Below are 21,911 nucleotides of genomic sequence, written 5' to 3' on the forward strand. Positions count from 1 at the left end.
GCCGAAGCCGAAGCCGAAGCCGAAGCCGAAGCCGAAGCCGAAGCCGAAGCCGAAGCCGAAGCCGAAGCCGAAGCCGAAGCCGAAGCCGAAGCCGAAGCCGAAGCCGAAGCCCGATCCCATGATATGCAGGCAGAACCGCCCAAACAGGAAACCACGCCCCGACGCGGTGGATTTCTGCCGGCCTTGATCGGCGGGGTGGTTGCCGCCGCGATCGGTTTTGCCGCCGGGCGCAGTGATTTGCTCTGGCCTGTCGGGTCGGACCCGTCCGAGGCCATTGCGGCGCTCGAGGCCAAGCTGTCCGGTCAGGCCGAGGAACTGGCCGCCTTGGGCAAGCAGCTGGCTGCAGCCCCGGACCCGACCGCCGAGATTGCCGCGCTGAGCGCCAAATTGGCGCCGATCGAAAGCGAGATCTCCACCATCAAATCCAGCCTCGACGCCCTGTCCGGCAAAATCGACCCGCTGGCCGAGCGGGTCGCCAAGCTCGAGGCGCGCCCATTGACCGAGGCGGCGTCGCCCGAAACGGTTGCCGCAGTCGAGGCCGAGCTGAAGAAACTGCAGGACTCTCTGGCCGGCCAACGCGCCGAGGTCGAAAAGATGGTGGCTGACGCCCAGGCGCAGGAAGCGCAGGCCAAGGCTCAGGCACAGGCGGCCGAAAACCTGGCGACGCTGGCCAAGATCCGGGGCCAACTAGACGCAGGTGGCCCGTATTCGGACCTGGTTGCCCAGTTGCAAGCCGGTGGTGTTTCCGTGCCGGATGCCCTTTCGGGACCGGCCGATGACGGCGTGGCCACCCTTGCCGATCTGCGCGATGGCTTCCCGCCCGCCGCCCGCGCGGCGCTGGCCGATGCCCGCGCGGCGGACAAGGGCACGGGCCTGATCGCGTTTCTGCAACGCCAGACCGGGGCGCGCTCGGTCACGCCGAAAGAGGGCAGCGACCCCGACGCCATCCTGTCGCGCGCGCAGGCCGCGATGGGCAAGGGCGATCTGGCGGCGGCCCTTACCGAGCTGGACGCGCTGCCCGAGGCTGCGAAACCGGCCATGGCCGAATGGATACAGGCGGCAAAGACCCGGCTGGAGGCCGAGACTGCCGTCAATGCGCTGGTTTCCGGCGTGAACTCGAACTGAAGGGCCTGTCATGCTGTGGTCATTGTTGAAGATCCTTGTTTTTGTTGTGATCGTCGGCCTGCTGGCGATGGGCGCCGGTTACCTGATGGAATCCAGCGGCGGCGTTCAGATCACCGCCCTTGGGCTGGAAATCACGCTTAGCCCGCTGCAGTCGGTCATCGCGCTGGGGGTTCTGGTCTTTGCCGTCTGGCTGGGGCTGAAGCTGTTGGGCCTGCTGATCGCCACGCTGAAATTCATCAATGGTGACGAAACCGCCCTGTCACGCTATTTCGACCGCAGCCGCGAGCAGCGCGGATACCAGGCGCTGGCCGACGGGCTGATGGCGCTGGCCTCGGGCGAGGGGCGCATCGCGCTGACCAAGGCTCGCAAGGCCGAGAAGCTGCTGAACAAGCCTGAACTGACCAACCTGCTGGTGGCCCAGGCGGCCGAGATGACCGGCGACACGAAAAAGGCGGCCGAGACCTACAAGAAGCTGGTGAGCGATCCGGCGACGCGTTTCGTCGGGGTGCGGGGCATTCTGAAGCAGAAGCTGGCCGAGGGGGACGAGAACACAGCCCGCAAGCTGGCCGAGAAGGCGTTGCAGCTGAAGCCGCGGCACGAAGAAACGCAGGACGTTCTGCTGAACCTGCAGACCAAGGCGCAAGACTGGGCCGGGGCCCGGTCGACCCTGACCGCCAAGCTGAAGGCGGGATACCTGCCGCGCGACGTCTATCGCCGCCGCGACGCGGTGCTGGCCCTGTCCGAGGCCAAGGACATTCTGGACGAGTCCGCCTCCGTCGAACAGCAGGAGCGTGCGATCGAGGCCAACCGCCTGTCACCCGATCTGGTGCCCGCCGCCGCGATGTCCGCGCGGGCCTATATCGCCAAGGGCAAGCCGCGCGCGGCGACCAAAATTCTGAAAAAGGCATGGGAGGCGCAGCCGCATCCCGACCTGGCCCATGCCTTTGCCGAGATCGCCCCGGACGAGACACCCGAAGAGCGGATCAAGCGCTTTGCCACCCTGACCCGCATCCACCCCGACCACCCCGAGACCCGCCTGATCCGGGCCGAGCTGAACATCGTGGCCGAGGATTTCCCCGAAGCCCGCCGTGTGCTGGGCGATCTGGTTGAGAAGGGCGCCGACGCGCGGGCCTATACGCTGATGGCCGCGATCGAACGGGGCGAGGGGGCGTCGGACGCGGTGGTTCAGGGCTGGCTGGCCAAGGCGCTGAACGCGCCGCGCGGGCCACAATGGGTCTGCGAGAACTGCCACGACATCCATGCCGAATGGGCGCCGGTCTGTTCCACCTGCCACAGCTTCGATACGCTGAGTTGGCAGAGGCCGAAAACGCCCGAGATTGCCACCGCGACCGGCGTTCACATGCTGCCGCTGATCGTGGGTGCGCTCGAGGATCAATCGAACGAGGTCGAGGAGGCCGAGATCGAAGATGCCGAAGCGCCAGAGGTCATCGAACCCGAGCCCGAAGGCGCGGCGGCACCGGACGAAGGCGGCGCAGAGCCGGTTCCTGAGAATACCGGCAAAACCTCCTAGCGGGCGGTTTCCACGTCGAAGGCGTCATTCCACAGGTTGAACAGTTCGGCCCGGCGGTTCGGGTCGCTGGCCACCAGCAGGGCGGGTGACAGGGGAATGAATCGGCGCGCGCTGGGCGCAAGGCCGGTTTCGGCCGCATCCATCCGCGCCACCAACCCCGATCGGGCCAGCAGATCCTGCGCCGTCGGCGACAGCAGGAAATCCAGCAGCCGCTGCCCGCCCGCGCTGTTGCCCGCGTTTCTCGGGATCATGAAGGCGCGGGACAGCACCAGCGTGTAATCCTCGGGCAGGATCACCCCAACCGCGGGGTCCTGCGCGTTGGCCACGTATGAGCCAAGCACGTTGTAGGCGATCAGGAACCGTCCCCGGGCCACGTCGCGGATGATCTCGGCCGAACAACAGGTGGCCACCGCGTCGATCCGGGCAAAGCCCTCTATCAACGAGCCAAAGGTGGTGGCCTCGAGACTGTCGCCATAGGCAAACAGGAAGCCCAGCCCCGAGGCCGCGATGTCATAGGTCGCTACCCGGCCGCGAAGCAGGTCGGGGCGGGTGCGCATCGCGTCCAGCAGGGCAAAGCGGCTGCGCGGCACCTCCAGATCGTCCAGACGGTCCTTGTTGTAGACGATGACGGCGGGTTCGGTGGTAATCCCCCACAGCTCGTCCCGCCAGCGCCGGGCCGGGGGCAGCGCCTGCGTCAGGGCCGAGCTGTAGCGATGGGCGCAGGCGGCATTGACCAGCCAGACCATCTGCTGAACGGCCGAGGAAAACACCGCATCCGCCGGGCTGTCGCCGGTCTTGCAGGCCGTCTTGCTGTGCTGAAACAGCGCGTTCGAGCCCCATTGTTCATAGGTGATGGTCAGGTCGGGGTTTTGCACCGCGAACTGCTCCATCACCGGGCGGATGATGCCGATATCCGTGGTCGAGCGCACCAGCAGGGGGGCAGGCCCGGTGCCGAATTCGGTCACCGCCTCCTGCGCTGCAGTGCGGGTAGCAGGCATCAGCAGACACAGGGCCAGCGGGATCAGAAACCGTATCATGCGCCTGTTCCTTCGGTGGCCGCCGGAAAGCTGAGCGATACGCGAAACCCGTCATCGGTGCGGGTCATCTCGACGGTGCCGTCAAAGGCCTCGGCGGTGGATTTGACGATCGACAGGCCCAGCCCGCTGCTGTCCTCGCCCGAGCCTGCGTTGCGGTTGAACCGGTCGCCCAGCCGGGCGGATACCGACTTGTCCGGCCCCGGGCCGCTGTCGCGCACCCACAGAACGGCGCGGCCACCGTCCAGGCTGGCCCCGATGCTGACCGGGGCCTTGCCATGGCGGAGCGCGTTGCCCAGCAGGTTCTTGGTGGCTTCGCCCAGCGAAAACGCATCGCCCCGCACCCAGACCGGGTCTTCCCCGATTTTCAGATGCACCTCGACGCCGGGGGCGATCACCTCGTGGTCGCTCTGCTCCAGCGCCTCGAGCGCCACTTCGCGCAGATCGACCGGCAAGCGCGGGGCGCTGTCGATGCGGTGGATGACCATCGCGCGCGACAAAAGCTGATCCAGTAGCGTGCCCAATGACCGGGTACGGGTCAGCAACCGGTCCAGCGCCCGGCGCCCGGCGGGGCTGTCGGGGTCGGCTTGGGCGATCTCTGCCTGCACCCGGATCGCTGCGACTGGGGTGCGCAACTGATGCGCGGTGTCGGCGATCAAGTTACGCATCGACAGAACCTGCCGGTCCAGCCGCCCCATGAACCGATTCATCGCCGCGATCATGACCTGCAGTTCGCGCGGCAGCCCGTCGCTGGCCACGGGCGTCAGGTCATAGGGGTCTCGGCGGATCAGGTCATCCGACATCGCCTCGAGCGGGTGCAGCGCCGAACGGGTGACGAACCACGACATGATCAGCAGCAACGCGCCGGCCACCGCCATCGGCAGCAGGGCATCCAGCATCAGGCCGGTGGTCATCGCGCGCCGTGCCAGCAAGGTCTGCCCGACCACGATTTCGACTTCGCCGGAAAAGTCCCGCTCGGCGAACAGGCGGGGCAGTCGGACGAACCGGGCCGGTTCCCCGTTCAAGTCGGCCGCGAAATACTGGGCCGACTGGTTGACGGGCTGCGGGGGCGCGATCACCGTGTCCGGGTCCAGCCCGGTGATAAAGCGCCCGTCGGGCCCGCGCACCGCGTAATAGATCCGGTCATCCGGGGCTTGGGCCAGCAGCTCAAATGCCGAAACCGGCAGGTCGACGATGGGCTGGCCGTCCTGGATGCGCACGGATTCGGCGATGTCGCTGGCCGCGCCCAGCAGCAGCCTGTCATAGGCCTGACGCGCCGCCAGCCGGCCGTTGGCCCAGATCGACAGGCCGACCAGCACGCCGCCCAGAACAAGGATCAGCATCACCGCGCTCAGCACCCGGGCGGTCAGGCTGTGGGGCAGGGGCAGCCTAACCATGCAGGCCGATCCGGTACCCGACCCCGCGCTGGGTGGTGATGGCCACGCCGCTACCCAAGAATTTCTTGCGCAGCCGGGCGATATACAGCTCGATCGCGTTCACGCCCACATCGGCATCCTCGAACCCATAGAGCGAGTCGTACAGTCGCGCCTTGGACAGGAACTGCCCCTCGTGCCGGATCAGGGCGTCCAGCACGGCGGCCTCGCGCGCGGTCAGGTTCAGGCGTTTGCCGCCCAGCGTGGCGCTGCGGTCCTTGGGGGCATAGACCAGCGGGCCCAGCGTGATCTGCTCGCTCTTGCGGTCAGCATCGCGGCGCACCAGCGCGCGCAGCCGCGCCTCGAGCTCGCGCTGGTCGAACGGCTTGCCCAGATAATCGTCGGCCCCTTTGTCCAGCGCGGCGACCCGGTCCTCGACTGCGGTCAGCGCGGTCAGCATCAGAACCGGCGTGCGGTCTCCGGCGGCGCGAATCCGGTCCAGAAAACCCAGGCCCGACCCATCGGGCAGATTGATGTCCAGCAGGATCGCGTCATAGGACTGGACCGCGCGGAAATCATGGGCCGCCTCGACCGAGGTCGCCAGATCGCACACCACACCGGACCGACCCAGATGGGCCACGACGCCCTCGGCCAGATCCTCGGCATCCTCGATCATCAATACACGCATGGCCTCCCCCGATCGCCCGTCGCACCGTGACAGGTTCGTGACAGCATTATTCGGTAAAGAAAACCAACCTGCAAGAAAGGGCTGCGCCACGCGGCCCCTGCGGGGATCGGTTTCGGCCGCACACAAGACGGCCAGAATGACCTGAGGAGGAGAACCGAATGAAACTGTTTGGAACCGGCGGCGTCGTAGCCGCCGCAGTCTTTGCCCTGACTGGCTTTGCCGCCAACGCGACGGAATGCATCGCTCCGGCCAACCCGGGTGGGGGTTGGGACTTTACCTGCCGTCAGGTGGGCAAGTCGCTGCAGGATCTGGGCCTGATCGACCAGACCATGCAGGTGGTGAACCTGGCCGGTGGCGGCGGGGGCGTGGCCTTTGCCGAGGTGGTGAACAAGCGCAATGACGACAACGAACTGATTGTCGCCGCAAGCGCCGCAACCGCAACTCGTCTGGCCCAGGGCGCCTATCCGGGCAACACCATGGATCAGGTCCGCTGGCTGGCCGCGATCGGCGCCGATTATGGCGTGATCGCCGTGGCTGCCGACAGCCCGGTCAATACCCTGCCCGAGCTGCTGGACCAGATCAAAGCCGACCCGTCCTCGGTTTCGGTCGCGGGCGGCTCGGCCGTGGGCGGCTGGGACCACCTGAAGGTGCTGATCGCGGCCAACGCCTATGGCATCGACGATGTCCGCTCGGTCAAATACATCGCGTTTGACGGCGGCGGCGAGGCGGTGACCCAGCTGCTGGCCGGCTCGGTCCAGGCCTTCACCGGCGATATCTCCGAGGCCAAGGGCTTCGTGGATTCCGGCGACATCAAGGTGATCGCTGTTCTGGCGCCTGAACGTCTGCCCGGCGAATTCGCCGATTTCCCGACCGCCAAGGAACAGGGTGTGGACGCTATCGGTGCGAACTGGCGCGGTTTCTATGCCCCCGGCGGCATGTCGGACGAGGCCTACAATGACTGGGTGTCCAAGATCGGTCAGCTCTATGCCTCGGACGAGTGGAAAGAAGTGATGGCCGCCAACGGCCTGGCCCCGCTGGACCTGCAGGGCGATGACTTCCAGAACTTCGTCGCTGACTCGGTGGCCCAGATCCAGGCGATCTCGAAAGAGATCGGGATCATCAAGTAACCGCACCACTCACGTGCAGGCGGGTGCCGCAACCGTGTGGCGCCCGCACTTTTTCATCCCGAACAACAGGAGACACCGATGAGTGACCGCATCTTCGGGGTCGTCGGGCTGCTTCTCGCCATCGGATTCGCGATATCCGCCCTGGCGATCGAAGAAAGCTTTCTGTCCGATGCCGTTGGGCCCAAGGCCTTTCCTTTGATCATCGCCGCCATTCTGGGCGTGTCCAGCGCCATCATCGCGCTGCGCCCGGATGCCGAACCCGAATGGCCCGCGCTGGGCCGGCTGGTCGAGGTCGGCGCCGCCGTGGTCGTTCTGATCCTGTATGCCGAACTGCTGCCGGTGGCGGGGTTCGTCATCGCCACGGCCTTTGCCGCCACCTATCTGGCTTGGCGGCTGGGTTCGGGCCCGATCGAGTGCATCCTTGTCGGAATTGGCACTTCGCTGGGCATCTATGTCATTTTCCACCTGGTTCTGGGCCTGTCACTGGCCAAAGGGCCGCTGGGGTTCTAGGGGGGCATCATGGAAACTCTTGCATCCTTGGGCGATGGGTTCGCCATCGCGCTGACCTGGCAGAACCTGATGCTGGCCCTGCTGGGCTGCTTTCTGGGTACGGTCATGGGCGCGCTGCCGGGGCTGGGCCCGTCGAACGGCGTGGCTATCCTGATCCCGCTGGCCTTCACGCTGGGGCTGGGCGCGACGCCCTCGCTGATCCTGCTGACCAGTGTCTATTACGGGGCGATGTACGGGGGGCGGATCTCGTCGATCCTGCTGAACATCCCCGGTGACGAGCCCGCGATGATGACCTGTCTTGACGGGCACCCCATGGCCAAGAAGGGCCTGGCGGGCGAGGCGCTGTCGTTGTCGGGAATCGCCTCGTTCGTGGGTGCGTTCCTGGCGACCTGGGGCCTAATCGTGCTGGCGCCGCAGCTGGTCAAGATCGCACTGCTGTTCGGCCCGGCTGAATATTTCGCCCTGTTCGCGCTGGCCTTCATGACGTTGGGCGGCGTGTCTTCGACCAACCAGGCGAAATCGGCCTTTGCCGCCGCGCTGGGCCTTGGGCTTGCGACCATCGGGGTGGACACCCAGACCGGCGTGCCGCGCTTTACCTTCGGCGAAGTGCATCTGTATGACGGGCTGGATTTTCTGGTGGCCATCGTCGGCCTGTTCGCCCTGTCCGAGGTGTTCATCTTTCTGGAACATCGCCATGGAGGGTCCGATGCCGAGGGCCGCAAGCTGAACATCGGCAAGCTGTATCCGCCGATGTCGATGATCAAAAGCTGCACGCCCACGATGCTGCGCACCTCGTTTCTGGGCTTCATCGCGGGGGTTCTGCCGGGCGCGGGCGCCTCTTTGGGGTCGTTCATTTCCTACACGATGGAAAAGCGGCTGGTGGACAAGGAGAACACCTTCGGCACCGGCGATCCGCGCGGCGTGGCCGCGCCCGAGGCCGGCAACAACGCCGCCGCCGGGGGCGCATTGGTGCCGATGCTGGCGCTGGGCGTGCCGGGGTCGGGCACCACGGCGGTGCTGCTGGCGGTGCTGCTGGCGTTGAACATCACGCCGGGGCCGCTGCTGTTCACCCAGAACCCGGATGTGGTCTGGGGGCTGGTGGCCGCGCTGTTCATCGCCAACTTCATGCTGCTGGCCATGAATATCCCGATGGTGGGCCTGTTCACCCGCGTGCTGATGATCCCGTCGCGCATCCTGATGCCGATCGTGGCCATGGTCAGCTTTGTCGGCATCTACGGCATTTCGGGGTCCACCTTCGATCTGCTGGTGATGATCGGGTTCGGCGTGATGGGCTGGGTCCTACGCAAGCTGGACGTGCCGCTGGTCCCGATCATCCTGGGCACCCTGCTGGGCAACGCGATGGAGAACAACCTGCGCCGCGCCGTGACCATCGACAATGGCAACTGGTGGACCCTGATCGACAGCCCGTTGTCCATCGGGTTGTGGACCATCGCCGTGATCGGCTTCATCCTGCCGCTGATCGTGGGTGCGCGGGTCAAGGCCCGGATGCACCAGCGCCGCGACGAAGAAGGCGCGATCAGCGACTGACCGCCGCGCCATCCCGCCCTCCGCCCATCCGGGCGGGCGGCGGCCCTCGGGGGTCGGGTTGCGCTGTTGACGATTTTCTCGTGCAGGTTAGGCAGGACGGGTCCGCAGACGCAGGCAGCAGGCGAAGCCAGTGCCACAGGCAGCGCAGATTCTCGAATTGGAACAGTGTCTGACGGTCCGCCCGGATGACCGTCAGGCCATCCACCAACTCGTCACCGCGCTGGAATTCGCGCCTCCGGGTATGGTGCCTGTCGGGCCATATTCGGACGCACAGGCCCAACTTGCGGCCCTGCGGGGCCCCGACTGCCACGAGGACCTGCTGGTGCCCGACCCGCCTGAACAAACGGTGAGCCGAGTGGATGCGGATCCTGTCGGCGCACGGTCTGCACCACGCGGTTTCGATCGGGCAGGTCATTTCGGGCCGGGTTCTGACGATCAACGGAACGGTTGCGGGCTCGGTGCTGCTGTTTGTGCTGGGGCCCGTCAGCTACCTGGCCCCGGTGACTGGGTTGGGCATCCTGCTGGCCACTTTCACGTCGTCGATGCCCCAGTTCGGCCTGCTGGCGCTGCCGGTGCTGATCGTGATGAACCTGCTGTCGGGCAGCACGACCCCGATGGAAAGCATGCCGGACTGGCAGCGCATGGCGATGTAGGTGTCTCCCTCGACCCATTTCGTGGGTTTTGCCCAGGCCATCCTCTATCGCGGGGGCGGTCCTGCGATTGTCTGGCCGCAGATGGCGATCATGGCCGGTCTGGGGGCGGCCTTCTTCGCGCTGGCCTTGCGCCGGTTTCGTCAGTCGATGCCCTCGGCCCGTTAACCCGGCTCCGAGCCGAACCGTCCTGCGGAATGGCCGAGACCAATGTGTCCCACCGCGCGATCTGCCGAGTATTCTTGGTTCCAAAGAAGAATGGTGCCGGTGAAGGGACTCGAACCCCCGACCCCATCATTACGAATGACGTGCTCTACCAGCTGAGCTACACCGGCATCCTTCTTGCGTCATGGGCCGTGATGGCCCTGCGGATCCCTGCACCTTGTCCGACCGGGGCAATTGTGACCCGACGCGTCGGTGGAGGCGACCTCGGGGCGTCCCTTAAACCAAGGCTTGCCGCCTTGCAAGAGCGATTGGCGGCCTGACCCGCGACCTTGGGTCGGTGGCGCGGCGCAATCGGCCGCTTGATGAAAGACGCCCGGATTCAGGCGCGCCGTTCACCTATCGAAGCCACACCCAGCACCGATAGAACCTTGGCCTCGATATGCTCGGCGTTCATGCCTGCGACTGCGTACATGTCGGTGGGGCTGGCCTGGTCGATGAAAATGTCCGGCAGCACCATCGAGCGGTATTTCAGGCCGCGATCGAACACGCCCTCATCCGCCAGCAGTTGCGCCACGTGGCTGCCGAACCCGCCGATGGCGCCTTCCTCGATGGTGATCAGCGCCTCGTGGTTGGCGGCCAGGTCCAGGATCAGGTCGCGGTCCAACGGCTTGGCGAACCGGGCGTCGGCGATGGTCGGGGTGATACCGCGGGCGGCCAGCGATTCTGCGGCCTTCTGCACTTCGGCCAAGCGCGTCCCGAAGGACAAGATCGCCACCCGCGCCCCCGACTGGATCAGGCGGCCCTTGCCGATTTCCAGAAGCTGCCCACGTTCGGGCAGATCGACCCCCACGCCCTCGCCCCGCGGATAGCGGAATGCGATGGGGCCGTCGTCGTGGGCGGCGGCTGTGGCGACCATGTGCACCAGCTCGGCCTCGTCGGCGGCGGCCATCACCACCATGCCCGGCAGGTTGGACAGGTACGCGATGTCGAACGACCCGGCATGAGTCGCGCCATCAGCACCCACCAGCCCCGCGCGGTCGATGGCAAAGCGCACTGGCAGGCGCTGGATCGCCACGTCGTGCACCACCTGGTCATAGCCGCGCTGCAAAAACGTGGAATACATCGCGCAGAACGGTTTCAGCCCGCCCGCCGCCAGCGCGGCCGAGAACGTGACCCCGTGCTGCTCGGCAATCGCCACGTCGAAACAGCGCGATGGGTAGCGTTCGGCGAACAGGTTCAGCCCGGTACCGTCGGGCATCGCCGCGGTCACCGCCACGATCTTGTCGTCGCGGCTGGCCTCGTCCACCAGGGTCTTGCCGAAGACCGAGGTGTAGGACGGCGCGTTCGACGGCGCCTTCTGCTGCTTGCCGGTGACCACGTCGAACTTGGCGGTGGCATGGCCCTTGTCGCGGGCCTGCTCGGCCGGGGCATAGCCCTTGCCCTTTTTGGTCAGCGCGTGGATCAGTATTGGCCCGGTCGCCCGCGCCTTGACCGTGCGCAGAACCGGCAGCAGCTGGTCCAGGTCATGCCCGTCGATCGGGCCAACATAGGAGAATCCCAGCTCTTCGAACAGGGTGCCGCCCACCGCCATTCCTTTGAGCATTTCTTTGGCGCGCTTGGCGCCTTCGCGGAACGGTTCGGGCAGCAGAGACACCGCCCCCTTGGCCGCTGCTTTCAGATCGTGGAACGGCTCTTCGGCATAGATGCGCGAGAGATAGTTTGACATCGCACCCACGGGCGGGGCGATGCTCATCTCGTTGTCGTTCAGGATCACGATCAGGCGTTTTTTCAGGTGGCCGGCGTTGTTCATCGCCTCGAAGGCCATGCCGGCCGACATCGACCCGTCGCCGATCACCGCGATCGCGTCGCCCAGCCCCTCGGGTGTGACCCCGCCCAGTTCGCGGGCCACGGCAAAGCCCAGCGCCGCGCTGATCGAGGTCGAACTGTGCGCCGCGCCGAATGGGTCATAGGGGCTTTCGCTGCGTTTGGTGAACCCGCTGAGGCCGCCTTTCTGACGCAGGGTGCGGATACGGTCGCGCCGCTCGGTCAGGATCTTGTGGGGATAGCACTGGTGCCCGACATCCCAGATGATCTTGTCGCGCGGCGTGTCGAACACCGCGTGCAGGGCCACGGTCAGCTCAACCACGCCTAGCCCCGCGCCCAGATGCCCGCCGGTCACCGACACGGCCGAGATCGTCTCGGCCCGCAACTCGTTTGCCAGCTGATGCAACTGCGCGTCCGAAAACTGCTTGAGATCCGCCGGGCGGTTCACAAGGTCCAGAAGCGGGGTGTTCGGACGGTCTGACATGGCATCCCTTACGGTTCAGCTTTCACGCGCAATAACGAAGCGGGCGGCTTCCTTCAAGGTTTCAGCCCGCTCTCCGTAACTGTCGAGGGCGGCGCAGGCTTCATCCACCAGCTCGGCCGCGCGCGCCTTGGCCGCATCCAGACCCAGCAGCGAAACGAAAGTGGCCTTGCCCGCCTTGGCATCCTTTTGCAGGCGCTTTCCCGCCTTTTCGGCATCGCCCTCGACATCCAAGATGTCGTCGGCGATCTGGAAAGCAAGACCCAGCGCCCGGGAATAACGACGCATGCGTTCGGGATTTTCGCCGGCCAGCCGGGCCCCGGCGCAGCCGGACCATTCGATCAAGGCCCCGGTCTTGCCCGCCTGCAGCCGGGTGATTTCCGCAAGCGACAGGGGTCGCTGCGCCGTTTCGGCGGCGATGTCCAGCGCCTGTCCCAGCACCATGCCCTGCGCGCCCGCGGCCTGCGCCAGCGTCAGGGTCAGGTCTGCGCGGATCTCCGCCGGCCCTACCTCTGGCCGGGCGCACAGCTCAAAGGCCAGCGTCTGTAGCGCGTCACCGGCCAGAACCGCGATGCCCTCGTTCCATTTCACATGCACCGTCGGGCGGCCGCGCCGAAGGTCGTCGTCGTCCATGCAGGGCAGGTCGTCATGCACGAGGCTGTAGGCATGCAGCGCCTCGATGGCCGTCGCGGGCCAGATCGCCGAGGTTTCGTCGATGCCATGCAGGCGCGCGCTTTCCAGCACCAGGAATCCGCGCAACCTTTTGCCGCCTTCGGTGGCATAGGCCATCGCCCGCGTCACATCGAGATCGTCGTAGGCGCCAAGAACCAGGTCGAACTGCGCCTGGATCTGCCTGGCGTCCCGCGCCAACTGTTCCCGAAACATCAGAGATCTTCGACGGGCTTGGTTCCGGTGGGCTGGCCATTCGCGTCCAGCGTGATCGCGGCCACTTTTTCTTCCGCGCGCTTCAGCTCGTCCTCGCAGCGCTTCTTCAGCTTGGCGCCGCGCTCGTACAGGGCGATCGATTGGTCCAGCGCCACGTCGCCGCGCTCCAGTTGGCCGACCACGGCCTCCAGCTCTTTCATCGCCTGCTCGAATGTCATCTGTTCAACGGGGGTCTCGGTCATCGGGCTGCCTTCATCAGTTCTTCAACATGGGCGCGTGTGGCTTTGGCCAGTGCGTTCAGATCATACCCACCTTCCAGAGTCGAGACGATACGGCCGTTACACAGCTCGTCGGCGATCCGGCAAAGCTGAGCGGTGATCCAGGCGAAATCGTCGGTGGACCAGTTCAGATTGGCCAGCGGATCGTCCTGATGGGCGTCGAAGCCGGCAGAGATGATGATCAGCTCGGGCTTGAACGCGCGCAGCCGGGGAAAGGCCTGTGCCTCGTAGGCCGCGCGCATCTCGGCCCCGCCGGTGCCGGGGGCCAGCGGGATGTTCACGATGGTGTCATGCGCCCCGGTTTCATCCGGCCGTCCCGAGCCCGGCCACAGCGGCATCTGCTGGCTGGTGATCACCAGCGCGCGGGCCTTTTCCCACAGCAGATCCTGCGTGCCATTGCCGTGATGCACGTCGAAATCCACCACCGCGACCCGACCCAGACCGTGATGATCCAGCGCATGCTTCGCCGCCAAAGCGGCATTGCCGAACAGGCAGAATCCCATGGCGGTTTCCCGTTCGGCGTGGTGGCCCGGCGGCCGAATGGCGCAGAACGCATTCGGCGCCTCACCGCCCAGCACCATGTCCACCGCCCGAACAACGGCCCCCGCCGCCCGATAGGCCGCATCGACCGAGCCGGGTGACATGAACGTATCCCCGTCGATCTGGCGGAACCCCTCGGTCGGGCGGCTGTCACGGATTTCGCGGATATAGCTCTCGGGATGGATACGCAGCAGGTCGTCATCCGCCGCCAGCGGCGCCGCCACCCTGTTCAGATCCAGCGGTTGCAGCACGTGCAGGATGTGCTCCAGCCGCGCGACGCGCTCGGGGTGACCATCTGGTGTGACATGCCCGAGGCAATCTGCATGGGTCAGAAGTGCAGTTTTCATGGCTGTCCCCTGTTCATCTGGCCAACAAATATCCTCGCCGAAGGCAAGAATCGCCGCGCAGCGGCAAAATCAATCCGGCGCCAGCATATAGCCCGCGCCCCGCACCGTCTGCAGATAGCGCGGCTGCTTGGGGTCTTGCTCGATCTTGCGGCGCAGGCGCGTGATCTGCACGTCCACCGCACGCTCCTGCGCCTGCCCCTTGTCGCGCCCCAGATCCTCGACCAGCTTCGACCGGCTGATCGGCTCGCCCGGCTGGGCCGAGAAGATCTTCATCAACTGACTTTCGGTGGCGGTCAGCCGCACCGGCTCTTCGCCCTGCCACATCTCGCCGCGTTCGATGTCATAGCGGATCGGCCCCAAATGCAGGATCTTGGTGGCCGTGTCCTGCGCTGTGGTTTCCGGCATCCGCCGCAGGATCGCGTTGATCCGCAGCAGCAGTTCCTTGGGTTCGAACGGCTTGGCCAGGTAATCGTCTGCTCCGGCTTCCAACCCGGCGATCCGGTGCTCGGTCTCGCCGCGTGCCGTCAGCAGCAGAATCGGCGTGTCATGCGTCTCGCGCAGGGCACGGGTCAGGCTGACACCATCCTCGCCCGGCATCATCACATCCATCACGATCAGGTCGAAATCCAGCCCCGACAGGACCCGCCGCGCATGGGCGGCATCACGCGCCGCGGTCACAAGAAATCCGCTGCGCATCAAGAATTTCTTGAGCAGATCACGGATGCGTTCGTCGTCATCGACGATCAGAAGATGGGCGTCCACGTCGCTCATGAAGTTGAATCCCGCAGTTTCGTGTAAGCCCGACGCATATCAGCATCCATCATCGCTTCAAGAACCTTGCGGAACCCGGCAACCGCCTCGGGGCCGGCTTCCTTGTAGGCCGCGCGCATCCGGGCGCGCTGGGCGTCCGACAGCTGCGCCTCGAGCGCCTTGCCCTTTTCAGTCAGGTACAGGTGGCGTTCGCGCTTGTCGACGGTGCCGACCCGGCTCTCGACAAGGCCGTCGTCGATCAGCGTGCGCAGCACCCGGTTCAGCGACTGCTTGGTCACCCCCAGGATCGCCAGCAGGTTGTTCACCGTGGTGCCCGGCGCACGGTTGATGAAATGGATCGCCCGGTGATGCGCCCGGCCATAGGCCATTTCGCTCAGAATGCGGTCGGGGTCGGCGGTAAAGCCGCGATAGGCAAAGAACATCGCCTCGATCCCCTGCCGAAGCTGTTCATCCGTCAGAAACAACAGGCTTTCTCCGCCAAAGACCGGGGCGGGGCGGATCTCGGACATATCGGGCCTCATTCGTTACACGCTCCGACTTTAAGTCAGCGTTATTGACATTCCAAGGGCGGACAGGTATCGAATCGCAGTTTTTGCGCAATTTTGTGTCCGGGTCGGACCTAAGTGGCGCAACAATCGGAAATGTGACCCGGGTCAGGAGGTTTCGGATGGCGGGATATGACGATCGTGACGGTGTCATCTGGATGGATGGCGAATTTGTGCCCTGGCGCGATGCCAAGGTGCATGTCCTGACCCATGCGATGCACTATGCCAGCTCGGTCTTCGAAGGCGAGCGTGCCTATAACGGCAAGATCTTCAAAAGCCGCGAACATTCCGAGCGGTTGATCAAATCGGCCGAGGCGCTGGACATGCCGATGCCTTACACGGTTGATCAGATCGAGGCGGCCAAGGCCGAAACGCTCGAGAAAAGCGGCCTCAAGGACGCTTACGTGCGCGCGCTGGTCTGGCGCGGCTCCGGCGAGGATATGGGCGTAGCCTCGGCGCGCAACCCGGTGCGCATGGCCATCGCGGTCTGGCCCTGGGGCGCCTATTATGGCGATGCCAAGATGCAGGGCGCCAAGCTGGACATCGCCGAGTGGAAGCGGCCCAGCCCGGAAACCATCCCGGTCCATGCCAAGGCGGCGGGGCTGTACATGATCTGCACCATCTCCAAGCACAAGGCCGAGGCCAAGGGCTGTTCCGATGCCTTGTTCATGGATTACCGCGGCTATGTGGCCGAGGCGACCGGCGCCAACGTGTTTTTCGTAAAGGATGGCGAAGTGCATACGCCGCTGGCCGACTGCTTCCTGAACGGCATCACCCGCCAGACGGTGATCCAGATGCTGAAAGACAAAGGCATCACCGTACACGAACGCCACATCCTGCCCGAGGAGATGGCCGATTTCGAACAGTGCTGGTTGACCGGCACCGCGGCTGAGGTCACGCCGGTGGGCCAGATCGGCGAGTACACCTTCGAGGTCGGCGACCTGACCCGCGAGATCGCCAACGACTACGAACAGCTGGTCCGCAGCTGATGCATACGAAAAACGGGCGCCGTTGAAGGGCGTCCGTTTTTTCTTTCGCGTCGAAATATTCAGAAATCAATGCCGCGCTGGGCCTTGATGCCGGCCTGAAACGGGTGCTTTTCCTCGGTCATTTCGGTGACCAGATCGGCATAGTCACGCAGCGCCTGCGGCGCGTCGCGCCCGGTCAGAAACACGCTGGTCCGGTCCGAGCGCGCCTTCAGCCCCTCGATCACCGCGTCCACCGACAGGTATTCATAGCGCAGAGCGATGTTGATCTCGTCCAGCACCACAAGGTCATAGTCGCCGCTGGCCATCAGGTCGCGCGCCTTGTCGAAGGCGGCGGTGGCGGCGGCGATGTCGCGGTCGCGGTCCTGGGTGTCCCAGGTGAAGCCTTCGCCCATCGTGTGCCAGGTGACCAGTTCGCGCTCTTCGAAGAACCGCCGTTCGCCAGTCTTCCATTTGCCCTTGATGAACTGCACCACGGCGACCTTCTGGCCCCAGCCCAATGCGCGGATCACCACGCCGAACGCGGCCGAGGATTTGCCCTTGCCCTTGCCGGTGTTGATCAGCACCAGCCCGCGGCCGGGATCCACGGCCTCGGACACTTTCTTGCGGTGCTGGGCCTGCACCTGTTGCATCTTCTGTTTGTGGTCCTGTGCGTCGCTCATGGCAAAACCTCGTTGATTGTCCGTGCCAACCTAGGCGATGGGCGCGAAAGGTAAAGTCAGGGTTTGTGATCGGTCAGCGACCGCGCCTTGCCGCGTTCCAGACCCAGCTGGTGTTCGCGCCAGATCACCACCGCATTGCCGGCGATCACCAGCGCCGCCCCCAGCAGGATCGCCAGGGTCGGCAGTTCGTCAAACCAGACATAGCCGATGAAGATGGCAAACAGCATCGATGTATAGTCATAGGGCGCCAGCATCGAGGCCTGCCCGAACCGGTAGGACGAGGTCACCAGAATCTGCGCGACGCCGCCGATCAACCCCATCGTGATCAGTATCAGCAGCTGGTTCAGGGTGGGCGCGGTCCAGCCCCAGAACACGGTCAGCGCCGACAGCAGCGTGGCGGTCATCGAGAAATAGAAGACGATCGCGGCGGGATGGTCGACCTGCACCAATTGCCGAATGTGGATCTGCACGAAGCCGCGGGCCACGGTCGCGCCCAGCACGCACAGCGCGCCGATCGTGGCGCCGGTGCCCAGATCGGCCGAGCCCAGCCGCGGCCAGATCATGATCAGCACGCCCAAAAGCCCGATCGCCACCGCGCCGATGCGGATCAGGCGGATGCGCTCGCCCAGCAGCAGCGCCGCCAGGATCAGGGTGAAGATCGGGGTGGCATAGCCGATCGCCGTAACCTCGGGCAGGGGCAGCAGGCTGAGCCCGGTAAAGGTCAGACCCATGGCGGTGGTGCCCAGCACTCCGCGCCAGAAATGGCCCATGGGCTTCCTGACGACAAAGCCCTGCGCGAGTTCCCCGCGCGAGATCAGCCAGGCCACGATCACCGGCACCGCGAACAAGGAACGAAAAAAAACCATCTGGCCCGGCGGGAAATCGGCTGACAGCGCCTTGACCAGCGCCGACATCGCCGTGAACAGGAACAGGGCGCTGAGTTTCAGCGTCACGGCAAGCACGGGGCGGTGAGAGGTCAGGGATTGGGCCATCGGCGCGACCCTGCGCCTTTGCGCGGCAAAGATCAACGGGTCGGATTGGGGCGTGTCCAGCTGTCGGGCAGGGGGCTGCCGATCTCTTCGGCGAATTCGGTCAGAAACCGGATCATGCGCCGGACCCGTTGCTGCGCGATCTGCCGTCCGGCCTCGGTCAGCATGTCGTCGGGCAGGGCCAGCAGCTTCACCTTCCAGTGGTCGATCGAATAGTGCAGATCGTCCAGCGGCCGGTGGGCTGCGAACGGATCGGCCGGATCATAGAGCGTCCGCCCCAAAGCGCCGGACACCGAGAAATTCCGCGCGATCCCGATAGCGCCCAGCGCATCCAGCCGGTCTGCATCGCGCAGGATGCGCGCCTCGGGCGTCTCGGGCGGGATGTTGGCGGAAAAACTGTGCGCCTCGATCGCGTGGCGGGTGGCGTCGATCTGGGCGTCGCTCAGGCCTAGTTCCCGCAGAACAGGCTCGGATTCCGCGGCCGACCGGCGCGAGGCCAGGTGCCGGTCGGGGTCGTTCTTGGGCAGGTTGACCAGATCGTGCAGATAGCAGGCCGCCAGCAGTACGGTCCTGTCGGTTTGCGCATCGGCGATGGTGCGGGCATTGACCCAGACACGGTCTAGATGGGCCAGGTCATGGGCCGGGTCGGTGATCATCCGTTGCGCGACGACCGCGCGCAGGCGGTCGCGCAGCTCAGCCAATCCGTCCACGGTTTTCACCGATCTGGCCGCGATGCAGCAGCAGGTGGTCCAAGATCACGCAGGCCATCATCGCCTCGCCCACCGGAACGGCGCGGATGCCGACGCAGGGGTCGTGGCGGCCCTTGGTGATGATCTCGGTCTCTTCGCCCGATTTGGTGATGGTCTTGCGCGTGGTCAGGATCGATGAGGTGGGCTTGACCGCGAAACGTACCACGATGTCCTGCCCGGTCGAGATGCCGCCCAGGATGCCGCCCGCGTGGTTCGAGCTGTATTGCGGGCCGTCTTGGCCCATGAAGATCTCGTCGGCATTGGCCTCGCCGGTCAGCTGGGCGGCGGCCATGCCTTCGCCGATTTCCACGCCCTTGACAGCGTTGATCGACATCATCGCCGCGGCCAGATCGGTGTCGAGCTTGCCATAGACCGGCGCGCCGAGGCCCGCGGGGACGCCGCGCGCCACCACTTCGACCACCGCGCCGACCGAATTGCCGGATTTGCGCAAATCGTCCAGATAGGCTGCCCAGTCCTCGGCGGCTTTTGCATCTGGGGTCCAGAACGGGTTCTGTTCGATCTGCGCCCAATCAAAGTTGGTCCGGTCGATCCGGTGCGGGCCGATCTGGGTCATGTAGCCGGTGATCTGGACGTTGGGCGCGATCTGCTTGATCGCCTCGCGCGCCAGCCCGCCCGCGGCCACCCGCGCCGCCGTTTCGCGGGCCGAGCTGCGCCCGCCGCCGCGATAGTCGCGGATGCCGTATTTCTGCCAATAGGTGATGTCAGCATGGCCGGGGCGGAACTTGTCCATGATGTCCCCGTAATCCTTCGAGCGTTGATCGGTGTTCTCGATCATCAGCTGGACCGGGGTGCCGGTGGTCTGGCCCTCGAACACGCCCGACAGGATTTTCACCTGATCGGGCTCGCGCCGCTGGGTGGTGAACTTGTTCTGCCCCGGTTTGCGCTTGTCCAGCCAGTGCTGGATCATGCCCTCGTCGATCCGAACGCCGGGCGGGCAGCCATCCACAGTGGCGCCCAGCGCGGGGCCGTGGCTTTCACCCCAGGTGGTGACGCGGAAAAGGTGTCCAAAGCTGTTCATCGACATGGGGCATGCTCCTTTGAGGGTCGTGATTAACGGCGAGAGCCTGCCGCCTCAAGCGGATTTGCGGTTGGGGCTCCGCTGCCCCAACCCAGTGTGCCTAGGCCGCACGGGTCAGTGCGGCGCGGGTTTCGATGATTTTCAGCGCCGCCCGGGCTGCCTCGCGCCCCTTTTCCACGAAATGCGCGCGGTAGATAGCGTTGTGATGGTCGGTTTCCTGGTACTGGTGCGGCGTCAGCGACACCGACAGGACCGGCACGCCGCTTTCGAGCCCTGCGCGCATCAGCCCGTCAACGACGGCCTGCGCCACGAAATCGTGCCGGTAGATGCCGCCATCGACGACAAAGGCCGCGCAGGCCACGGCGGCATAGCGGCCCGTCTGGGCCAGGTCGCGGGCCAGCAGGGGCATTTCGAACGCGCCCGGCACGTCGAACACATCGACCTGATCGGCGGGGATCAACTCCAGAAATCCGTCCAGCGCGCGGTCGACGATATCGGCATGCCAGTTGGCTTTGACGAAAGCATAGCGGGTGTGTGTCATCATGATCTCCTTTCAGCTTGGTGGCCTGCTGGCGGGTGCGAATGGTTTCGCGGCCAGCGCGGCATGACACGTCACCCAAGGCGATCACGGACAGACGCGCCCTTGGCGGGGCGCGCTGCTCGTTCTCTTTCATCCGGACTGTAACCGTCGGCTCTGGCCTCTCACCAGATCTGCTGACACTCTGCCGGTTGGACGGCAGAGCCGCTCGCGGGCTGGCGGGCCTGGGCCCGCATACCGCCGGTGGGGAATTCCGCCCCGCCCTGAGAACGGCGCGACCTTGCCAAGCGCACGCGCGATCTGCAAGACCTGTCGACAGGAGGACGGCCATGCACCCCAACCCAGCCTTTCGCGCCGAGGACCGCGCGCGCCATGTGGAGTTTGCCCGCAGTCGGGGATTCGGCGTACTGGCGCTGTCGATCGACGGCCCGCCATTGATCAGCCATGTGCCCTTTCTGCTGTCCGAGGATGGCGCGGTGGCCGAGCTGCATCTGGTGCGGTCGAACCCGATCGTGCGGGTGCTGGCCGACCCGAAGGAGGCGCGGATCGCGGTTCAGGGCCCCGACGGCTATGTCTCGCCCGATTGGTACGGGGTCGCGGATCAGGTACCCACATGGAATTACGTGGCGGTCCACCTGACTGGCCGGCTGGAATTGCAGCCCCAGGACCGGCTGCGCGATCTTCTGGATCGGCAATCGGCCTTTTTCGAAGAGCGGCTGAAGCCCAAGCCGCTCTGGCGCGCCGACAAGATGGACCCGGCAGCGCTGGAGCGCATGATGCGCATGATCGTGCCCTGCCAGCTGCAGATCACTCAGATCGACGGCACCTGGAAACTGAACCAGAACAAGCCCGAGGCGGCGCGGCTGGCCGCCGCCGGGCATGTCGAGCAATACGGGATCGGCACCGAGCTTGGTCAACTGGCCGCCCTCATGCGCGAAGTCTGATCCGATTTCGCTTCAGTCGCTGAACTTGGCCAGATAGGCGGCGATGTCCTCGGCGCCTTGCTTCAGCTTGATGCTCATGTTCGGGCGGGCGGTGTCGTCGTTCAGGAAGTCCCGGATGAACCCGATCGGGTCGCGGGCGTAGGCGGCGATGTTCTCTTGCGTCCAGACCAGGCCGTTTTCACCAGCGCGGATCATGTCATCGGTGAACATGCCGATGGGCAGCCGTTCACTGCCGTTCAGATAATCGTTTTCGGTTCCTGCGGTTCTGCCGACCACGCCATAGAGATTCGGGCCCGTGATGCCGCCTTTGACCAGAACCTCGCCATCCTTGATGATGGCGTGGCAGGGCGAGCAGCGGTTGTAGAGTTTCTCGCCGCGCGCGGGGTCGCCTTCAGCCCAGGCTTGATGGGTGGCGGCGACCGTGACCAGCAGGACGGCGGTTCTGAATAATGTCATGGGACTCCTCGATCACTGCGTTCGCGCGCGCGCCGAATTGCGTCAAATCTGACTGGTCCGCAACCCAAAAATGCGCGCCATGGTTGTTGAAAAAATGACTTGAAAATAAAAATTTGGCGGATTCTC

General features: G+C 65.4%; 24 protein-coding genes, 1 tRNA gene and 1 riboswitch. Of the genes, 9 read left to right on the top strand and 16 right to left on the bottom strand.

All coding sequences use genetic code 11. The annotated features are described in order from the left end of the window. Together AC2FMN_RS16165 and AC2FMN_RS16170 are read left to right on the top strand one after the other, a co-directional pair. The coding region (locus AC2FMN_RS16165; protein ID WP_496689424.1) for a COG4223 family protein at positions 1-1,125 on the top strand (1,125 nt) is incomplete at its 5' end. Between the two features lie 10 nt (positions 1,126-1,135). Then, a complete protein-coding gene (locus tag AC2FMN_RS16170) occupies positions 1,136-2,656 on the top strand; it encodes a heme biosynthesis protein HemY (protein ID WP_496689426.1) in 1,521 nt (506 codons plus the stop codon). Here AC2FMN_RS16170 and AC2FMN_RS16175 read toward each other — a convergent pair. Genes AC2FMN_RS16175 through AC2FMN_RS16185 form a run of 3 tightly spaced genes read right to left on the bottom strand, consistent with a single transcriptional unit; the run spans position 2,653 to position 5,751 of the window. Next, entirely contained in the window at positions 2,653-3,693 is a 1,041-nt protein-coding gene (locus AC2FMN_RS16175) for an ABC transporter substrate-binding protein (protein ID WP_496689428.1), read from the bottom strand. The genes AC2FMN_RS16170 and AC2FMN_RS16175 overlap by 4 nt on opposite strands. After that, the gene (locus AC2FMN_RS16180; protein WP_496689430.1) at positions 3,690-5,087 is read right to left on the bottom strand and encodes a sensor histidine kinase; all 1,398 of its coding nucleotides are present in this window, start codon (positions 5,085-5,087) and stop codon (positions 3,690-3,692) included. The genes AC2FMN_RS16175 and AC2FMN_RS16180 overlap by 4 nt, the downstream gene beginning before the upstream one ends. Then, the gene (locus tag AC2FMN_RS16185) at positions 5,080-5,751 is read right to left on the bottom strand and encodes a response regulator transcription factor (protein ID WP_496680140.1); all 672 of its coding nucleotides are present in this window, start codon (positions 5,749-5,751) and stop codon (positions 5,080-5,082) included. Before AC2FMN_RS16185 ends, AC2FMN_RS16180 begins: the two co-directional genes overlap by 8 nt. A gap of 158 nt (positions 5,752-5,909) precedes the next feature. Here AC2FMN_RS16185 and AC2FMN_RS16190 point away from each other — a divergent pair, with 158 nt between their 5' ends. From AC2FMN_RS16190 to AC2FMN_RS16210, 5 genes are all read left to right on the top strand, one after another. Next, positions 5,910-6,878, top strand: a complete 969-nt coding sequence (locus AC2FMN_RS16190; protein ID WP_496689432.1) for a Bug family tripartite tricarboxylate transporter substrate binding protein — start codon at positions 5,910-5,912, stop codon at positions 6,876-6,878. Positions 6,879-6,956: 78 nt separating this feature from the next. Next, complete coding sequence (locus AC2FMN_RS16195) at positions 6,957-7,388, top strand: tripartite tricarboxylate transporter TctB family protein (RefSeq protein ID WP_496680137.1); 432 nt, start codon at positions 6,957-6,959, stop codon at positions 7,386-7,388. 9 nt (positions 7,389-7,397) lie between these two features. Continuing rightward, a complete protein-coding gene (locus AC2FMN_RS16200; RefSeq protein WP_496680135.1) occupies positions 7,398-8,936 on the top strand; it encodes a tripartite tricarboxylate transporter permease in 1,539 nt (512 codons plus the stop codon). Positions 8,937-9,295: 359 nt separating this feature from the next. After that, a complete protein-coding gene (locus tag AC2FMN_RS16205; RefSeq protein ID WP_496689434.1) occupies positions 9,296-9,589 on the top strand; it encodes an ABC transporter permease in 294 nt (97 codons plus the stop codon). After that, complete coding sequence (locus AC2FMN_RS16210) at positions 9,590-9,754, top strand: hypothetical protein (RefSeq protein WP_496680133.1); 165 nt, start codon at positions 9,590-9,592, stop codon at positions 9,752-9,754. It begins immediately after the preceding gene. Positions 9,755-9,845: 91 nt separating this feature from the next. Here AC2FMN_RS16210 and AC2FMN_RS16215 read toward each other — a convergent pair. The 7 genes from AC2FMN_RS16215 to AC2FMN_RS16245 form a co-directional block, all read right to left on the bottom strand. Next, positions 9,846-9,921: transfer RNA gene (locus tag AC2FMN_RS16215), tRNA-Thr, on the bottom strand. Between the two features lie 209 nt (positions 9,922-10,130). Beyond that, positions 10,131-12,059 (bottom strand): 1-deoxy-D-xylulose-5-phosphate synthase, encoded by a 1,929-nt coding sequence (gene dxs, locus AC2FMN_RS16220; protein ID WP_496689436.1) that lies wholly within the window; start codon positions 12,057-12,059, stop codon positions 10,131-10,133. A gap of 15 nt (positions 12,060-12,074) precedes the next feature. Further along, entirely contained in the window at positions 12,075-12,941 is an 867-nt protein-coding gene (locus AC2FMN_RS16225; protein ID WP_496689438.1) for a polyprenyl synthetase family protein, read from the bottom strand. Beyond that, the gene (locus AC2FMN_RS16230) at positions 12,941-13,183 is read right to left on the bottom strand and encodes an exodeoxyribonuclease VII small subunit (RefSeq protein ID WP_496689439.1); all 243 of its coding nucleotides are present in this window, start codon (positions 13,181-13,183) and stop codon (positions 12,941-12,943) included. Before AC2FMN_RS16230 ends, AC2FMN_RS16225 begins: the two co-directional genes overlap by 1 nt. After that, positions 13,180-14,106, bottom strand: a complete 927-nt coding sequence (locus tag AC2FMN_RS16235) for a histone deacetylase family protein (protein ID WP_496689441.1) — start codon at positions 14,104-14,106, stop codon at positions 13,180-13,182. The genes AC2FMN_RS16230 and AC2FMN_RS16235 overlap by 4 nt, the downstream gene beginning before the upstream one ends. 69 nt (positions 14,107-14,175) lie before the next feature. After that, positions 14,176-14,877: a response regulator gene (locus AC2FMN_RS16240; protein WP_496689442.1), complete on the bottom strand. Its 702-nt coding sequence runs from the start codon at positions 14,875-14,877 to the stop codon at positions 14,176-14,178. Beyond that, the gene (locus AC2FMN_RS16245) at positions 14,874-15,386 is read right to left on the bottom strand and encodes a MarR family winged helix-turn-helix transcriptional regulator (protein WP_170391323.1); all 513 of its coding nucleotides are present in this window, start codon (positions 15,384-15,386) and stop codon (positions 14,874-14,876) included. The genes AC2FMN_RS16240 and AC2FMN_RS16245 overlap by 4 nt, the downstream gene beginning before the upstream one ends. Positions 15,387-15,544: 158 nt before the next feature. Here AC2FMN_RS16245 and AC2FMN_RS16250 point away from each other — a divergent pair, with 158 nt between their 5' ends. Continuing rightward, complete coding sequence (locus AC2FMN_RS16250; RefSeq protein WP_170340845.1) at positions 15,545-16,411, top strand: branched-chain amino acid aminotransferase; 867 nt, start codon at positions 15,545-15,547, stop codon at positions 16,409-16,411. A gap of 59 nt (positions 16,412-16,470) precedes the next feature. Here AC2FMN_RS16250 and cobO read toward each other — a convergent pair whose 3' ends face one another. The 5 genes from cobO to AC2FMN_RS16275 all read right to left on the bottom strand — a co-directional run bounded on the left by cobO (position 16,471) and on the right by AC2FMN_RS16275 (position 20,388). Further along, positions 16,471-17,070, bottom strand: a complete 600-nt coding sequence (gene cobO / locus AC2FMN_RS16255) for a cob(I)yrinic acid a,c-diamide adenosyltransferase (protein ID WP_496689444.1) — start codon at positions 17,068-17,070, stop codon at positions 16,471-16,473. Between the two features lie 56 nt (positions 17,071-17,126). After that, positions 17,127-18,062: a DMT family transporter gene (locus tag AC2FMN_RS16260; RefSeq protein WP_496680121.1), complete on the bottom strand. Its 936-nt coding sequence runs from the start codon at positions 18,060-18,062 to the stop codon at positions 17,127-17,129. Between the two features lie 32 nt (positions 18,063-18,094). Next, the gene (locus AC2FMN_RS16265) at positions 18,095-18,769 is read right to left on the bottom strand and encodes an HD domain-containing protein (RefSeq protein ID WP_496689446.1); all 675 of its coding nucleotides are present in this window, start codon (positions 18,767-18,769) and stop codon (positions 18,095-18,097) included. Beyond that, entirely contained in the window at positions 18,753-19,853 is a 1,101-nt protein-coding gene (gene aroC / locus AC2FMN_RS16270; RefSeq protein WP_496689448.1) for a chorismate synthase, read from the bottom strand. Before aroC ends, AC2FMN_RS16265 begins: the two co-directional genes overlap by 17 nt. Before the next feature lie 94 nt (positions 19,854-19,947). Further along, on the bottom strand, positions 19,948-20,388 hold the full coding sequence (locus AC2FMN_RS16275; protein ID WP_496689450.1) for a 6,7-dimethyl-8-ribityllumazine synthase: 441 nt from the start codon (positions 20,386-20,388) through the stop codon (positions 19,948-19,950). 117 nt (positions 20,389-20,505) lie between these two features. Then, positions 20,506-20,660: riboswitch (FMN riboswitch) on the bottom strand. A 54-nt stretch (positions 20,661-20,714) separates the two neighbouring features. Between AC2FMN_RS16275 and AC2FMN_RS16280 the strand changes: the two genes are divergently transcribed. Then, positions 20,715-21,329 carry an FMN-binding negative transcriptional regulator gene (locus tag AC2FMN_RS16280; protein WP_496689452.1) on the top strand — a complete coding sequence of 205 codons (615 nt, stop codon included), beginning with the start codon at positions 20,715-20,717 and terminating at the stop codon, positions 21,327-21,329. Positions 21,330-21,341: 12 nt separating this feature from the next. Here the strand turns inward: AC2FMN_RS16280 and AC2FMN_RS16285 are convergent, their stop codons facing one another. Continuing rightward, complete coding sequence (locus tag AC2FMN_RS16285; RefSeq protein ID WP_496689453.1) at positions 21,342-21,785, bottom strand: c-type cytochrome; 444 nt, start codon at positions 21,783-21,785, stop codon at positions 21,342-21,344. Between the last annotated feature and the right edge of the window lie 126 nt (positions 21,786-21,911).

Source organism: Ruegeria sp. BHSC037, assembly GCF_059613045.1.

Bases quoted from the DNA above. Each gene is read 5' to 3' on its own strand.
- AC2FMN_RS16175 (WP_496689428.1), bottom strand. From the start codon at position 3,693: ATGATACGGTTTCTGATCCCGCTGGCCCTGTGTCTGCTGATGCCTGCT.
- AC2FMN_RS16185 (WP_496680140.1), bottom strand. From the start codon at position 5,751: ATGCGTGTATTGATGATCGAGGATGCCGAGGATCTGGCCGAGGGCGTC.
- cobO (WP_496689444.1), bottom strand. From the start codon at position 17,070: ATGAGCGACGCACAGGACCACAAACAGAAGATGCAACAGGTGCAGGCC.
- AC2FMN_RS16240 (WP_496689442.1), bottom strand. From the start codon at position 14,877: ATGAGCGACGTGGACGCCCATCTTCTGATCGTCGATGACGACGAACGC.
- AC2FMN_RS16195 (WP_496680137.1), top strand. From the start codon at position 6,957: ATGAGTGACCGCATCTTCGGGGTCGTCGGGCTGCTTCTCGCCATCGGA.
- AC2FMN_RS16285 (WP_496689453.1), bottom strand. From the start codon at position 21,785: ATGACATTATTCAGAACCGCCGTCCTGCTGGTCACGGTCGCCGCCACC.
- AC2FMN_RS16260 (WP_496680121.1), bottom strand. From the start codon at position 18,062: ATGGCCCAATCCCTGACCTCTCACCGCCCCGTGCTTGCCGTGACGCTG.
- dxs (WP_496689436.1), bottom strand. From the start codon at position 12,059: ATGTCAGACCGTCCGAACACCCCGCTTCTGGACCTTGTGAACCGCCCG.
- aroC (WP_496689448.1), bottom strand. From the start codon at position 19,853: ATGTCGATGAACAGCTTTGGACACCTTTTCCGCGTCACCACCTGGGGT.
- AC2FMN_RS16205 (WP_496689434.1), top strand. From the start codon at position 9,296: ATGCGGATCCTGTCGGCGCACGGTCTGCACCACGCGGTTTCGATCGGG.
- AC2FMN_RS16180 (WP_496689430.1), bottom strand. From the start codon at position 5,087: ATGGTTAGGCTGCCCCTGCCCCACAGCCTGACCGCCCGGGTGCTGAGC.
- AC2FMN_RS16225 (WP_496689438.1), bottom strand. From the start codon at position 12,941: ATGTTTCGGGAACAGTTGGCGCGGGACGCCAGGCAGATCCAGGCGCAG.
- AC2FMN_RS16170 (WP_496689426.1), top strand. From the start codon at position 1,136: ATGCTGTGGTCATTGTTGAAGATCCTTGTTTTTGTTGTGATCGTCGGC.
- AC2FMN_RS16200 (WP_496680135.1), top strand. From the start codon at position 7,398: ATGGAAACTCTTGCATCCTTGGGCGATGGGTTCGCCATCGCGCTGACC.
- AC2FMN_RS16280 (WP_496689452.1), top strand. From the start codon at position 20,715: ATGCACCCCAACCCAGCCTTTCGCGCCGAGGACCGCGCGCGCCATGTG.
- AC2FMN_RS16235 (WP_496689441.1), bottom strand. From the start codon at position 14,106: ATGAAAACTGCACTTCTGACCCATGCAGATTGCCTCGGGCATGTCACA.
- AC2FMN_RS16190 (WP_496689432.1), top strand. From the start codon at position 5,910: ATGAAACTGTTTGGAACCGGCGGCGTCGTAGCCGCCGCAGTCTTTGCC.
- AC2FMN_RS16230 (WP_496689439.1), bottom strand. From the start codon at position 13,183: ATGACCGAGACCCCCGTTGAACAGATGACATTCGAGCAGGCGATGAAA.
- AC2FMN_RS16250 (WP_170340845.1), top strand. From the start codon at position 15,545: ATGGCGGGATATGACGATCGTGACGGTGTCATCTGGATGGATGGCGAA.
- AC2FMN_RS16275 (WP_496689450.1), bottom strand. From the start codon at position 20,388: ATGACACACACCCGCTATGCTTTCGTCAAAGCCAACTGGCATGCCGAT.
- AC2FMN_RS16245 (WP_170391323.1), bottom strand. From the start codon at position 15,386: ATGTCCGAGATCCGCCCCGCCCCGGTCTTTGGCGGAGAAAGCCTGTTG.